Source organism: uncultured Desulfovibrio sp. (genome assembly GCF_949282365.1).
In the GTDB taxonomy this organism is placed as follows: Bacteria; Desulfobacterota; Desulfovibrionia; order Desulfovibrionales; family Desulfovibrionaceae; genus Desulfovibrio.
The window spans coordinates 20,181-33,429 of sequence record NZ_CASDOY010000015.1 but is presented as its reverse complement, the minus strand read 5'-3'; the positions used below and the strand labels follow the sequence as shown (position 1 = coordinate 33,429).

The window sequence follows — 13,249 nt, the reverse complement described above, 5'->3', positions numbered from 1 at the left end:
AGACGCCCGTCCTGCGGCCGCGTCCCCGTCCCCTGCCGCGCCGTCCGTCCCGTCCGTCGCGCCCGTGGCCGTGCCCGCGGCGGACAGGGACGCTGCCGCGGCTCCGGCGCCGCCCGTGTCGTCCCGTCCGGCCTCCGGCGGCGGGAAGTGAGCCGGCGAACGGCCTGGGGAGCTGTCCGGGGAATGGGGGAGGGAGTGCCCGCGACAGGAGAGCGCCTGCGGGCGGCTCCGCTTTGGGCATGATGAAAAACGGCGCTGCGACGGACATGGTGCTGCGACGGGGAACGTCCCGTCGCGCCCCTGCCGCAACGCCTTTCCGGCCGGGATCCCGGCCATAACGGCGGGCCCGCGCCCGCGAGGAGACGTGTCATGCACGCTCTGATCACAAAAACGGCTGTTGCCCGCGGCAGCGTCGCCGCGTGCCTGCTGCTGGCCTGTTGCCTGTGCCTCTTTCCCGTGGCCGCCCGCGCCCTGTCGTCCGATGCGGCCCGGGCCTGCGTCATCGAAGCGGGCAATGCCGTGGACAATGCCGACGCCGCCTGCTTCGAGCAACTGGTGGATATGGACGCCGTCCTGGACGAGGCCGTGGACCTGTTCGTGGAGGAGGCGCGCAAGCCCGAGAACAGCTCCCTGCTGCCGCCCATGCTCGCTCTGATGTTCTCGGGGGCCGCCATGGCGGAGGACAACGGCCTGGGCGTGCGCCAGCTGCTGGTCTCCGAGACGCGGGCCTTCGTGCTCAACGGCATCGCCTCCGGGGCCTTTGCCGGGAAAAAGCGCCAGGATTTTTCATCGCAGGGCATGGTGGCCCCCCTGTTCGATGCCGTTTCCCTGGGCCGTAAGGAGATCCGCCAGGTGGGCACGCCCGTGCGCCGGGGCGCGGACTGGATCGTGCCCTTCGTACTGCGCGATCACGGCAACGGCAATGACTATGCCGTGCGCGTGCGCGTGAGCGATACCGGAGGCAGCCCGCGCGTGGTGGCGGTGGACAATCTGCGCCAGCTGTTCGTGATCCTGGGCCGTGAGGCCGGGGCGCTGGAAAGCTGACGTTCCCCGCACAGCTATCCGAAGGAAAAAGGGCGGCCCTTGTGGCCGCCCTTCGTCGTTTCGCGGGCCCGCTGTCCCGCAGGCGAGCGGGCTGCCCGTACCGTCCGGGGCGTGCATAAACAAATGTTGCAGGTTGGTTGTCCGTAAAAATTGGGCCGGTCTTGGTGGGGGGATGGAAGCCCTTTTTGCCGCAGGCAGCGATCCAAAGGGCGGGCCGCAGGGCCGTGCCTGTTAGGCCGCAAGGCCTTACAGGCATCGACAGCAACGCAAAGGGCTTTTTCCCCCTTAAGACAAAAGGTCGAGTCCTGGACCTTACGCCTGTCTTTCGCGGCGTTCCCAGAGCGCCAGGCGCAAGCGGTCGAGGACCATGAAGCCGCCGCTGCACAGGACCATGAAGGCCGCCGCCACGAAGACGCCCCGATAGCCGAAACCGGCATGGATCACGGCGCCGCCCAGCAGGGGACCCAGCACGCCGCTGGCGTCGAAGGTGAGCATCATGACATTGGAATTGATGGAGCGGGTGGCATCCGGGGAGCGGTCATAGATGGTGGAGGCCAGCAGGGGATAGAGCAGGCCCAGGCCCAGGCCGTAGAGGATGGTCAGGGGCAGGAAGGCCCAGGCGGGGCCCCAGGCCAGGCCCAGCATGCTGATGGCCAGGGCCAGGGCGCAAAGGGGCACGATACGGTAGCGGGGCAGGGTGTCCAGCACATGCCCGCCGAAGAGGCGCACCAGGATGATGGTGATGGTATAGCCCATGAAGAAGGTGGCGGGCGTCGCGCCGGTGGTCACGCACAGGCCCTTGACGAAATAGATGGCCAGGGCGGTCATGATGCTGAAGGAAAGACAGGCCAGATAGATGCAGGCCAGGCCGGAATGGGTCATGGCATGGAGCACGGCGCGCGGCGGCATGGGATTCTTGTCGCCGCTCACAGGCAGTTCGGGCGTGCGCAGCCGGGGGGCCAGGGGCACGAGCATGCACAGGGCCGGGACGGCCAGCACGGCCATGAGGGCGAATAGGCGGGGCTCGCCGCCCAGCAGGGGCAGGATCTGTTCGCCCACGGCCGGGATGATGGAATAGGGCAGCAGGGCGGTCAGGGAAAAGATGGCGAAGCCCCGGGCGCTCTGGCCCTTGGGGATGCAGCTGACCAGCACGGCCACCACGCAGCTGGAATAGACCGCCAGCGAGATGCCCTGGGCGATGCGCAGGCCCAGGATGAGCCAGATGCTGTCGGGCCCGTGGATGAAGGGGTAGGCCAGCATGATGCAGCTGGACAGGCAGATGGTGACCAGCAGGGCGGGCAGCTTGCTGCGCGAGAGTAGGACGATGCTGGCCAGAGGCCGCCAGAGCAGGACCATGGCGAACAGGGCCGAGAGCAGTATGCCGCGCCAGTTGGGGCTGACCTGCATGCCTTCCAGCCATTGCTCGAAGCAGTAGAACACGGCCATGTAGCTGTTGTTGCACATGGCCATGCAGAAAAGCAGGATGAAGTCGCGGCTGAAGAGTTTCGGCTTTTCTTCGCTGACGGGCAGGGGGACGGACATAGGGAACCAGCCTTTTGGGAAAGGAGGGGACGGTGACGGGTCAATCTACGGTTATTTTGTTGCGTACGCAACCCGATAGAGGGCAGCGCCCCGCTTGGAGAAAAAAGCCCCTCCGCCGGGGAGGGGCCTGATCGACGGAAGGGCCGCCGGGCCCGGCATCAATGGTATTCGCCGTTGAGGAATTTCATGGCATAGCCGTGCACGGCCTTGTCATCGGTCATGAGCATGTCCATCTGGCGGGTCATGATGAGCAGGCGCCCCAGCTGGTCCAGACGCGAGAGGATCTCCAGGCGGGGATACTTCTGGTAACGGGCCCGGATGCGGTCGCCCACCACTTCCACGGTGAAGCCCAGCTCCGAAAGGATGACGCCGATGCAGCGCACGCGCCGTTCGCGCTGCACGCTGCCGGCGGCGCCGCCGGCGAACTCGAAGCGGATGTAGTTCTTGCTCAGGGTCTCGCCGCACCAGCTGTCCAGGATGGCGTAGTGATAGCCCACGCGCGAGGAGAAGTTCACATAGCGGTCCGAGACGATGGCATAACTGCGGTCGCCGAAGCGCTGGCCGCCCTGCTGGTTGCCGCCGCTCATGTTCTGGCTCATGACCGAAAGGAAGCCGCGCATGTTGACGGGCCGGGGGCCGCGCGCCTGGACGGCGGGATTGAGCATGCCGGAGAGCACTTCGGCGAAGGGCTCGCTGATGACGTCCTCGGGCGTGACGCGGCGCGATTCGGGGTTCTTGAGCCCGCCGCCCAGGTCGATGACGTAGAGGTCCAGCGGGATCGGGCAGACCAGCTGGCTGGCCGCGCCCATGCTGCCTTCAGAAACGCTGTCGGAGATGAGGAACATCTCGCTGTAGCTCTTTTCATGGGCATAGCGCATGACGTCGTGCAGCGAGGTGCAGTTGGCCGGGCTGAAGAGCTCGGAATGCGGGTCCACCAGATGCAGGGGCATGATGTAGCTGGCGATGCGGCGCAGCAGGATCAGGGCCGGGGTATCGGCGGCGGGACGGCGCGGCTGCAGGCGCAGGGCCAGCAGCTCGGGGACTTCGCCGTCGAAGACGCGCCCGCCGATGGCGTCCACGGTGACCACCTGTCCTTCTTCCAGCAGGCTGGTGGCGCCGGGCAGGTTGATGACCGTGGGCATGCCGAATTCCCGGCAGACGGAGGCCATGTGCCCGGTGAGGCTGCCGGTCTCGGCGATGATGGCCGAGGCCCGCTGCATGGCCACCATGGCGTCGGGCGAGGTATGCTGCAGGAGCATGACCGCGCCTTCGGGGAAATGGGTCAGGTCCTGCGCGGGCTGCACATGGATGACCGGTCCGCAGCCCACGCCCCTGGCCGCCACCTCCCCGCCGCTGAGCAGGGGCCGCAGGTGGGAGAGGGCCGGGGCCGTGACCTCGCTCACCGAGGCGTCCAGGCCCATGGGCCGCGTCTGGAGCAGGATGATCTGGTCGTCCTCGTCCACGGCCCATTCCACGTCCTGCGGATACTGGTAGTGGCGTTCCAGTTCCAGGGCCATGGAGGCCAGCTGCTGCGCCTGCTCGTGCGAGAGGCTGGGCACGTTGCGCAGGCTCTCGGGCACGTCCTCTTCCCGGCTCTCCACGCCGTCGGGCCCCTGGGCCAGCACGAGGCGGATCTCCTTGTGGGCGATGGTCTCCTGCTGGATGCGCAGGTTGGCGCGCGAGACCAGCCAGTTGTCCGGGGTGGCGGTGCCGTCCACCACCATCTCGCCCAGGCCCCAGGTGCCCTGGATCATGACGCAATTGGAACGCAGGTCCACCGGATGGCGCGAAAAGGCCACACCGGCGGCCTTGGCCCGCACCATCTTGAGGCAGCACATGCCCATGCTGGTGGCGTCCAGGGCGTAGCCGTTGCGGATGCGGTAATTCAGGGCCCGGGGCGAGAACAGGCTGGCCAGCACGCGCTTGAAGGCCGTAGGCAGGCTCTCGCGCGTGACGCCGAGGATGCTCAGGTACTGCCCGGCGAAGGACTGCACGCCGTCTTCGTCCACGGCGCTGGAGCGCAGGGCGGCCTGCACCTGGCTGTCCTTGCCGAAGGCCTCGTCCCAGCCGGCCAGCAGGGCGCTTTCCACCTCTTCCGGCAGCGGGGCCTCCAGGATGAGGTCCTGCACGGTGCGGGCGGCGTCCTGCAGGCTGTGGGGCACGTCGGGGTCTACCTTGCAAAGCGTGGTGTGGATCTTCCGGAACAGGCCGCTGGGCCGCAGCAGGGCCAGGCTGGCAGCCTGGATGGTCACGGCGAAGCCGGGGGGCACGGGCATGTCCAGCATGTTGACCAGCTCGCCCAGGTTGGCGTTCTTGCCGCCCACACTGTAGCCCATGCTGGCGTCCACTTCGGTCAGGGGCAGGATGAGGGCGTTGACGTCGCCGCGGGTGTGCTTCTCCAGCTCGTTCTCGATGCGCTGGCCGATGGCGGCCACGCTGCTCTCCAGCTCCTTGTAGCGGTTGCGGGACATGTCGTTGAGACAGGCCGCCATGCGCTCGCAGTGGAAGACCGCCTTGCGGGCGATGCGCCGCACCTCGTGGGTCTCCAGATGCTTGTCGCCCCGCTGGACGGCGTCCAGCTTGGCCAGGATGCTGGCCAGGTCCGCATTGGACTGCAGCAGTTCATTGAAAGAGGCATAGCGGCGGCCGAAAGCCGCCATGGCCTGTTCGCGGCTGATGCGCGGTTCCAGGCCAAACAGGCGCTTGAGGGTCTTGATGGTGGTGGTCATGGACGTTCCTTTCCTTCCCCCGTCAGGGCGGCAGCGCCGTCCGGCAGGGCGCTGCCGCCCTGCTCCCGGTGGCCGGCGTCCGCCGGACGGGGAAGACTCCGCTTTTCACAACAGACAGACATGCCGCCGCCCCCGGGCACCGGAGCGGCAGGGCCGTTTCAGGAGCGGGGGCCGCGGGCTGCGGGCAAGACGATGTAACGCTGGGCCGGGCCGCGGCCTTCCTTGCGCACATAGCCCAGCCGCACCAGGACCTGCAGGTCGTACTGGGCGGTACGCATGGAGATGTCCTTGCCGGCCATGTCCTGGTATTCCTGCCGGCTGATGCTGCCCAGCTCCACGATGTGCGGCAGCAGGGCAGCCAGGCGGGCATTGAGGCGCGGCGCGGGCGTTCCGGCGGCAGCCGGCGCATGTGTTTCGCCACCGGCGGGCAGGGCCTCCCTGACAGGCTGTCCCGGCACGTCCGGCACCTCGGCATGGGCTGCCCTGCCATCGTCTCTGGCGGGCGGACAGGAGAGCTTGCCGCGCTCCGGTCGCGCAACCTCGGCGGACAGGGTGTCCGGTCCCAGTTGGATATTCTCTGCAAAAATGAGGCCATTTTCGCAAAAAGCCAGGGCCCGGGTCAGGCAGTTCTGCAGTTCGCGCACATTGCCCGGCCAGTGGTATTCCTGCAGTTTGCGCAGGGCCCCGCGGCTGAGGCGGGGCGTGGGCAGGCCCTGGGATTCGGCGGCGCGGGTCAGGAAGAAGACGGCCAGCAGGGGCAGGTCGGACTTGCGCCGGCGCAGGGGAGGCGTGCGGATGGTGATGACCGCCAGACGGTAGTAGAGGTCCTCGCGGAAGGAGCCTTCCTGGGCGTCCTGGAGCAGTTCCGCATTGGTGGCGGCGATGATGCGCGTATCGAAGGGCACGTCCTCGTCGCTGCCCAGGGGGCGGATCATGCGCGTGGACAGGGCCCGCAGCAGGGCCTGCTGGACCTTGGGGGCCGCGTTGCCGATCTCGTCCAGCATCAGGGTGCCGCCTTCGGCCGTGAGGAAGGCGCCCTTGCGGGGCTGGCGGGCCTCGGTGAAGGCGCCCTTGACGTGGCCGAAGAGGGTGTCCATGAGCAGGTTCTCGTCCAGGGCGCCGCAGTTGATGGTGATGAAGGGGCCGTCGGCCCGGGGGCTGGCCTGATGGATGGCGGCCGAGACCAGCTCCTTGCCGGTGCCCGTCTCGCCGATGACCAGCACGTCGGCCATGGTGGGCGCGGCCTTGAGGATGTTGGCGCGCAGGTCCTGCATGGAGGCGGAGGTGCCCACGAGGCCGTTCTCGGGGATGTCGTCCAGCTCCGGCATGTTCTCGGCCGGTTCGCGGGCCCAGCGGGCGTCCTGCATGAGCTGCTGGTTGAGCTGCTCTTCCTCGCTGCGGCGCAGACGGTGCAGCAGGGCGTTGATGGCATCCTTGAGCTGCTCCAGTTCGCGCGGCATGAGCGGCAGCACCAGCGGCGTGGAGCTGTGGTTGTCGATGCGCAGGTTCACCTCGTTGGTGAGACGGCGCAGGCGCTTGGTGGTGCCGCGCGAAAGCCAGGCCAGGCTCAGGCCCAGCAGGCAGATGCCGGCCAGCAGGCAGATGCCGTAGATGCCGATGATCTGCATGCCGGTGCGGGTGGCGGTGAAGCTGGTGTCCAGCACGGCCAGGCCGCCCATGATGGTGCGCGGGCTGTCGGGATTGGCGGCGAAGGTCACGGGCGCGAAGCTGACGCCTTCCACGGCGCTGTTCTCGCGGCCCCAGGCCTCGTTGTTGTCCAGGAAGATCTGGCCGGAATGCCCGGCCTGTACGCTGGAGACCATGGACCAGTAATTGACGTGGTCCGGCCCGGGACGGAAGGCGGTGCTGAAGCCCGCGCGGCCGAACTCGCCCTGGAAGCCGGCGCGCAGGGAATCGCTGCTGAGGCGGCCGCCGGTCTCGTCGGCCTCCAGGTTCTCGGACTGGAAGAGCATCCAGCCCTGATTGTCGAAAAAGATGCTGCGGATGCGGGTCTCGTTGCCCTCGCTGCGCAGGGGCGCGGCCGGGGAGGAGAACATGCTGATGGCATCGCGCAGCACGGTCAGGTCCAGCGAGAGGATGAGCATGCCCTGGAAGACGCCCTGGGCGTCATAGATGGGCGTGGAGAAGCGGATGACGTAAAGGGGGATGCTCTGCACGGAATCGTTGAGCGGCACCATGGAATAGACCACTTCCAGGGGTTGGCTGACCTGGACGTGGCCGGGGCGCTGGGCCGCGCTCAGGCTGGTGAAGGGATTGCCCACCGTGGCGGAGGCGATGTCGGGCGGGATGGAGACGATCTCGCCGCCGTAGCTGAGCAGCAGGTAGCGCTGCGAGGGGGCCGTGCCCATGAAGGCCACCTCGCGGTAGCGCAGGCCTTCGGCGCGCACGCGGAACTTGAGGCGGCGTATCATATCTTCAGGATCCATGGAGCCGGCGGCCAGGATCAGGAGCTGGTTGCGGGTCTCTGTGAGGATTTGCTCAAGCGAAAGGCTCATGGCCTGGGCCTGCAACTGGGCGTTGCGGGCTATTGCGCGATTGACGAGGGCTTCGATGCTGCGCCCTGTTGCGAGGAAAACAAGTAATAAAACCAGCGTCAAAAGCGGTAAACCGAGCAGGAGGAGCCGGCTTGTCAGGCTGCGGTTCACGAAGAAACGGGTGTTCTCCAGCGAGTTTCCCAGGATGGGGGGGCTCCAGATGCGCATACATCCTCCCAGTGACGCAGAAATCGTGCAAGATTTGTTTAAAATCTACCCATATCACGCATATTGCGCAAGTCAAAAATGAGCTTGCGGCATTGGCAATCAAGGATTTTTGGCGATTTTGACGAAATTGGCACGGGCCTTGCTAAGTGAAAGCATGTGAAGTTTGGGACGAACGATCCTGCCGTGGGACGCAGGATCTGAATGTAACAACCCCGAGACCCGGAGGAGAACATGAAAATGATGCGCAAGCTCTGGACAGCCATTGCGGGCAGCTTCGTCATGCTGCTGGTCATGATGCCTTCCCTGGCCCTGGCCGCCAAGAAGGCAGCGGCGAACGTGGTCATCGTGGCCGATACCCGTCGTCTGGACGGTATCATGCTGTGGTGGGCGCAGATGTACAATGACAGTCATCTGTACTTCACCATCCTGACCATCATCATCATCCCGACTGTCGGCTGCGTCTTCGGCTTCCTGGCCGACATCGTGATGTCGCACATCGGTATCGACCTCAAGCACCGCGAGCTGGCTGAACACTAGGCCGGAAGGGAGGAAAACATGGATTGGTTGTATGTTTTGATGCCCATTTCCGGCGTGACGATTTTCTGGCCCGGTCTGATCATCCTGGGCCTCGGCGTCGGCATCATCGGCGGTTTCTTTGGTATGGGCGGCGCCTGGATGGTGACCCCCGGTCTGAACATCCTTGGTTTCCCCATGGCTTTCGCCGTGGGCACTGACGTGGCCCACATGGCCGGCAAATCCCTGATCTCCACGCTGCGGCACGGCAAGTTCGGCAACGTGGACTACAAGCTGGGCCTGACCATGCTGGCCGGTACCATCGTGGGCGTGGAACTGGGCGCCCAGATGCTGATGTGGCTGGAACGCCTGGGTTCCGTGGATAAGGTCGTGCGCTGGCTGTATGTCGTACTGCTGATCGGCATGGCCTGGATGGTCTTCCATGACGTGGCCCTGCGCAAGAAGAAGGAACGCGAAGCCGCCGCCCGCGGTGAACAGCTGGGTGCCACCGCTACCGGTATCGACTGGGCCTCCAAGCTGCACGCCATCCGCATTCCCCCCATGGTGCACTTCCACGGCGCCGGCATCTACTGCTCCGCCTGGCTGCCCATCATCGTCTCGCTGTTCACTGGCTGGCTGGCCGGTATCCTCGGCATCGGCGGCGGTCTGATCCGCATGCCCGCCCTCGTGTACCTGGTCGGTTGCCCCACCCACGTGGCCGTGGGTACGGACCTCTTCGAAGTGGCCATCTCCGGCCTCTACGGCGCCGCTTCCTTCACCTTCAAGGGTCGTACTGAACTCGTGGCCGCCCTCATCATGCTGGTCGGTGCCGCCATCGGCGCCCAGGTCGGCGCTGTGGCCACCAAGTACATCAAGGGTTACGGCATCCGCATCGCCTTCGGTTGCGCCGTGCTCGGCTGCCTCGCTTCCGTGGTCCTGAAGCTCATCCAGCCCTACTTCCCCAGCTATGCCGGCTTCATCAACGGCGTGGCCACCGTGGTGGTCCTGGGCTTCGTGAGCGCCATCTCCCTCTATATCACCGTTCGTATGGTTCAGGGCGCCAAGGCTGAACTTGCCGCCAAGAAGCGCCAGGCGTAAGGAGGCAAGCACATGAGAATGCGTAACGTAATCCTGACTTTGGTTCTGGCTCTCAGCCTCGGTCTGACCGCGTGCGAATTTGGCCAGGTGGAACAGGGCCGCTGCGTGGCCTTCAACCCCGAAACCAAAACCCTGCTGGTGGTGCTGGACGTCAATCATGACCAGCTCAACCCCCACTACTCCGGCGGCATCCATGAGTACACCCTGCCCGAGGATCCGTCCGAGATCGGTCCCCTGCCCGTGCCCGGCGGCCGCGTGATGTTCGACCTGGACAAGTCCACCGTCACCATCTTCAACCCCGACACCAAGGCTCTGGAAGTCCTGAACGTGACCTTCACCGATGTCGAGAAGGGCATCAAGCGCACCCATCCCAAGGTGCATGGCAAGACCTTCCCCATCATCGACAAGGACAAGATGTCCGTGACCGAATACTCGGCCCGCCTGCAGGCCCTGGTGACCTTCACCATCCCTGCTGACAAGATCGACCTGCCCCCGGCCACCTGGGAAGCTGGTGACGAAGTCCGCATGTACTACAAGGAAAATGCCAAGCATCAGGCCCTGCGGTTCATGAACATCACCCGCACCAACATCTTCAAGAAGTAACAACAGCATCCACGATCGGGGGGCGGTCTCCGCCCCCCACCCCTCCTGCAACGAAGACTGCCGAGAAAAGCCTTTCCCGGCAGTCTTTTGAACAAGAGAACCCTGCCAAGGAGCCCGCCATGACCAGCAGCTACAAGCGTTCCCTGTATTCCAGCATCGTCCGCATTGCCGCCAATGTGCTGATGATCTCGGCGGTCTTCCTGGGCATGTACATGGCGTCACTTTCACCCATGTCGTCCATGAGCACCTTCTGCCTGTGGTTCTTCGGCATTTCCATCCCCGTCTGGATGGGGGCCTTCGCCCTGATCCGCAAGATCCGCCGGATCTATGCCGACGAAGGCGCCACCTACATCGAACTGCCCCGGCAGGGCGCCAGCCTCGTTTACTGGCGCGTAGTGGAACAGCCCCAGCACCATCTGGGGATCGTGCGCTGACATTCCCCTCCGGAAAAGCCCGCTGCCCTCCGTCCCCGCCGCTTTGGGCCGGGGCCCGAAGCGGAGGCGGCGGGCTTGCCGGAAGGTCGCTCTTCCTCTAGACTGGCCGCATGAACGACAGCACTCCTTCCTTCTGGCAGGCCCTGCCGGCCCTGAAAGAACGCCAGCGCCGCACCGGTCTGCTGGCGGCTCTTGTGCTGGGGCTGGCCGTTCTCGTCCTTGTGGACGGCTTGCAGGCCCTCATGCGGGCGGGCTCCTATCATCTGGACATCGTGGCCGGAGAGGGGACCATGCTTTCCGGCCCCATCGGCATCGACAAGCCGCGCGCCGGCGACCTGCTGGTCTCCGTGAGCCCGGAAGGCGCTCCGGTGAGCTTCCGCCTGGACGGTTTTTTCGCCAGCTACTGGTTCGGCAACGGCATGTGGCGCGGCGAGGTGGCGGCGGAGCCGGGGGCGACCCCCGGGACCTACTCCGTGAGCCTGCGCGTGCGCGGCACACCGGCCAGCGCCACGCAGCGCTATGAGGTGACGGTCTGGAGCGACGCCACCAGCCTGCGCCAGGGAGCGCATTCCCTGACCGTTTCCCTGCTGGGCTTCAATCCCTTCTGGCTGTCCGGCATCCTGGCCTGTATCGGCATCGTGCCTGGCCTGCTGTCCTTTGTGGCCGGGCGTCGCATCGTCCGCTTGCTCTGGTACGCCGGTTACAGCGAAGTTTTCCGCATGGCGCCGCAAAAGGACGGCAGCCTGCTGCTCTGGTGCCCGGGCTCGAAGAAGGAAGGCCCCGCCGAAGGCTCCCTGTGCGCCGTGGTGGACGCCGACGGGCAGGAGCTGGGCCAGGCGCGGCTGGAAAAGAAGGCGGCCACCTGCATGGAACTGCGGCTGGCGGCCGACGGCCCGGCGCGGGGCGGCCTGCCCGGGGCGTGCTATGTGCGCCTGTCCGCGCCGCGAGGCTGACGGACGAGCCTGTGACACAAGGAGGGGCCTCCCGGCAGGGGGCTCCTTTTTTTGTGCCTTGCGCCTTGCGCGCGACTTCGCCCCGCTGCCCCTTTCCCCATGATGGAGGCACATCCCCTGCGGGACGGACAGGGCTTCCGCACCGGCGGGCTTCGGGAACGGCTTTTTTCGTGAGCTTTCGCGGCAGCAGCCACTGACGGGAGGGCGGCGGAGCGTCTGCCGGCATGGCGCTCCATGCAGCCTTTTCCCGAAACCAAACGTCATGGGTCCTGAACCCGGGGGGCGATGCGGTGCGGGCTGTGACGGCCGCCCCTTTCCCGCGGCACCGGGGGATTGGGACTTCCCTGACGCCCCGCGTGTCCCGGCCACCGTCAGAGACCTGGCCGAACCTTTGCGGGGGAGTGGGGGAGCCGAAGGAGCGAGGACGTTTTGGCACCAGGGTCCCTCGCTCCCCGGGAGCTGCCAGCCTCCCGCCGCGCCCCTGCAGCAGGCGTTCCTGCGGCGCGCCGCTTGCCGCCGGGGCGGCCATGGGCTACAGTGGAAAAGCGCCGTGGTCTGCGCCACGGCAGCTGCATGACAAGGATGTACCCGTACGATGTCTGAACTGTGCCCCTGCGGCAGCGGCCGCGCCCTGGATGAATGCTGTGGTCCCTATCTTGAGGGCAAGGCCTGGCCCGAGGATGCCGAAACCATGGTGCGCTCGCGTTTCAGCGCCTACTGCCTCGGCAACTTCGACTATCTGGTGGAGACCACCCACCCTGCCTACCGTGAGGATCTGAGCGCCGGGAAGCTGGCGGAACAGACCCGCGACGTGCATTGGCTGCGCCTGGACATGGGTCCCTGTGAAAAGGACCAGCCCGAAGGGCGGAACGGCGAACTGTTCGATACGGCCGAATTCTATGCCTATTACGAGCTGGAAGAGAGCGTGCGCCAGATCGGCGAGCGCAGTTTCTTCCAGCGCAAGGACGGTAAGCTGTACTATGTGGACGGGGTGCCCCGTCGTCCCAGGGCCTACCGCCGCACCGAGCCCAAGGTGGGCCGCAACGACCCCTGTCCCTGCGGCAGCGGCAAAAAATACAAGAAGTGCTGCGGCCGGGAATCGGCCTAGGCGGAGGGTCCCATGGCCAGCTCCGGCCCTGTTGCCGCCATCCGGCAGTTCTGTCTGGAATGCCAGGGCAACTCCGCCCGCTCGGTGCGCCGCTGCGCGGATGAGACCTGTCCCCTGTGGGACTGGCGTCTGGCCGCCGTGGAAGCCGGGAGCCGCCCGGAATGGCACGGACCGGACGCCTCGCGCCGGGCCCTGCGCGTCATCCGCGGGCAGTGCCTGAGCTGTGCGGGCAGCCGCGCCGAGGTGCGCCAGTGCGCGGCCCGCGAGGGCTGCGTGCTGTGGCGCTACCGTTTCGGCGTGCGGCCGCAGACCTACAAGGACGTGCGGCGGCGTTTTTTTGCTCCCAAACCCTTGAAACTGTTTTGAGCCCGGCAAACGCCTCCCGGTGCAGCGCCCCGGCAGGCGTCCCGGCTGTCGTAACTGTCCCGGGCCTGTGCTGCGGCGCTGTGCCGGCGTCGCACGGGCCCCTCTCCGGCAGTGCCGGATACCTTTGCTTCCCTTC

General features: G+C 66.3%; 11 protein-coding genes. 8 read left to right on the top strand and 3 right to left on the bottom strand.

What is annotated here, in order from left to right; genetic code table 11:
- Nucleotides 1-369: 369 nt before the first annotated feature.
- Complete coding sequence (locus Q1X76_RS05095) at nucleotides 370-1,044, top strand: hypothetical protein (RefSeq protein WP_300718461.1); 675 nt, start codon at nucleotides 370-372, stop codon at nucleotides 1,042-1,044.
- 312 nt (nucleotides 1,045-1,356) lie between these two features.
- On the opposite strand, the gene Q1X76_RS05090 is transcribed toward Q1X76_RS05095, so the two are convergent.
- From Q1X76_RS05090 to Q1X76_RS05080, 3 genes are all read right to left on the bottom strand, one after another.
- The gene (locus Q1X76_RS05090) at nucleotides 1,357-2,586 is read right to left on the bottom strand and encodes an MFS transporter (protein WP_300718460.1); all 1,230 of its coding nucleotides are present in this window, start codon (nucleotides 2,584-2,586) and stop codon (nucleotides 1,357-1,359) included.
- Between the two features lie 158 nt (nucleotides 2,587-2,744).
- The gene (locus Q1X76_RS05085; protein ID WP_300718459.1) at nucleotides 2,745-5,315 is read right to left on the bottom strand and encodes a PEP/pyruvate-binding domain-containing protein; all 2,571 of its coding nucleotides are present in this window, start codon (nucleotides 5,313-5,315) and stop codon (nucleotides 2,745-2,747) included.
- Nucleotides 5,316-5,473: 158 nt separating this feature from the next.
- Entirely contained in the window at nucleotides 5,474-8,038 is a 2,565-nt protein-coding gene (locus Q1X76_RS05080; protein ID WP_300718457.1) for a sigma 54-interacting transcriptional regulator, read from the bottom strand.
- 231 nt (nucleotides 8,039-8,269) lie between these two features.
- Between Q1X76_RS05080 and Q1X76_RS05075 the strand changes: the two genes are divergently transcribed.
- The 7 genes from Q1X76_RS05075 (at nucleotide 8,270) to Q1X76_RS05045 (ending at nucleotide 13,113) form a co-directional block, all read left to right on the top strand.
- Entirely contained in the window at nucleotides 8,270-8,575 is a 306-nt protein-coding gene (locus tag Q1X76_RS05075) for a DVU0150 family protein (RefSeq protein ID WP_300718456.1), read from the top strand.
- An 18-nt stretch (nucleotides 8,576-8,593) separates the two neighbouring features.
- Nucleotides 8,594-9,649, top strand: a complete 1,056-nt coding sequence (locus Q1X76_RS05070) for a sulfite exporter TauE/SafE family protein (protein ID WP_300718454.1) — start codon at nucleotides 8,594-8,596, stop codon at nucleotides 9,647-9,649.
- Between the two features lie 12 nt (nucleotides 9,650-9,661).
- Nucleotides 9,662-10,252 (top strand): DUF4881 domain-containing protein, encoded by a 591-nt coding sequence (locus tag Q1X76_RS05065; protein WP_300718452.1) that lies wholly within the window; start codon nucleotides 9,662-9,664, stop codon nucleotides 10,250-10,252.
- Between the two features lie 119 nt (nucleotides 10,253-10,371).
- Entirely contained in the window at nucleotides 10,372-10,686 is a 315-nt protein-coding gene (locus Q1X76_RS05060) for a hypothetical protein (RefSeq protein ID WP_300718451.1), read from the top strand.
- Nucleotides 10,687-10,796: 110 nt separating this feature from the next.
- On the top strand, nucleotides 10,797-11,639 hold the full coding sequence (locus tag Q1X76_RS05055; RefSeq protein WP_300718450.1) for a hypothetical protein: 843 nt from the start codon (nucleotides 10,797-10,799) through the stop codon (nucleotides 11,637-11,639).
- 595 nt (nucleotides 11,640-12,234) lie between these two features.
- Nucleotides 12,235-12,747 (top strand): YchJ family protein, encoded by a 513-nt coding sequence (locus tag Q1X76_RS05050; RefSeq protein WP_300718449.1) that lies wholly within the window; start codon nucleotides 12,235-12,237, stop codon nucleotides 12,745-12,747.
- A 12-nt stretch (nucleotides 12,748-12,759) separates the two neighbouring features.
- The gene (locus Q1X76_RS05045) at nucleotides 12,760-13,113 is read left to right on the top strand and encodes a hypothetical protein (protein WP_300718447.1); all 354 of its coding nucleotides are present in this window, start codon (nucleotides 12,760-12,762) and stop codon (nucleotides 13,111-13,113) included.
- Nucleotides 13,114-13,249 lie beyond the last annotated feature (136 nt).

Excerpts from the sequence above, each read along its gene's own strand:
- Q1X76_RS05095 (WP_300718461.1), top strand. The coding sequence starts at position 370 with ATGCACGCTCTGATCACAAAAACGGCTGTTGCCCGCGGCAGCGTCGCC.
- Q1X76_RS05090 (WP_300718460.1), bottom strand. The coding sequence starts at position 2,586 with ATGTCCGTCCCCCTGCCCGTCAGCGAAGAAAAGCCGAAACTCTTCAGC.
- Q1X76_RS05085 (WP_300718459.1), bottom strand. The coding sequence starts at position 5,315 with ATGACCACCACCATCAAGACCCTCAAGCGCCTGTTTGGCCTGGAACCG.
- Q1X76_RS05080 (WP_300718457.1), bottom strand. The coding sequence starts at position 8,038 with ATGCGCATCTGGAGCCCCCCCATCCTGGGAAACTCGCTGGAGAACACC.
- Q1X76_RS05075 (WP_300718456.1), top strand. The coding sequence starts at position 8,270 with ATGAAAATGATGCGCAAGCTCTGGACAGCCATTGCGGGCAGCTTCGTC.
- Q1X76_RS05070 (WP_300718454.1), top strand. The coding sequence starts at position 8,594 with ATGGATTGGTTGTATGTTTTGATGCCCATTTCCGGCGTGACGATTTTC.
- Q1X76_RS05065 (WP_300718452.1), top strand. The coding sequence starts at position 9,662 with ATGAGAATGCGTAACGTAATCCTGACTTTGGTTCTGGCTCTCAGCCTC.
- Q1X76_RS05060 (WP_300718451.1), top strand. The coding sequence starts at position 10,372 with ATGACCAGCAGCTACAAGCGTTCCCTGTATTCCAGCATCGTCCGCATT.
- Q1X76_RS05055 (WP_300718450.1), top strand. The coding sequence starts at position 10,797 with ATGAACGACAGCACTCCTTCCTTCTGGCAGGCCCTGCCGGCCCTGAAA.
- Q1X76_RS05050 (WP_300718449.1), top strand. The coding sequence starts at position 12,235 with ATGTCTGAACTGTGCCCCTGCGGCAGCGGCCGCGCCCTGGATGAATGC.
- Q1X76_RS05045 (WP_300718447.1), top strand. The coding sequence starts at position 12,760 with ATGGCCAGCTCCGGCCCTGTTGCCGCCATCCGGCAGTTCTGTCTGGAA.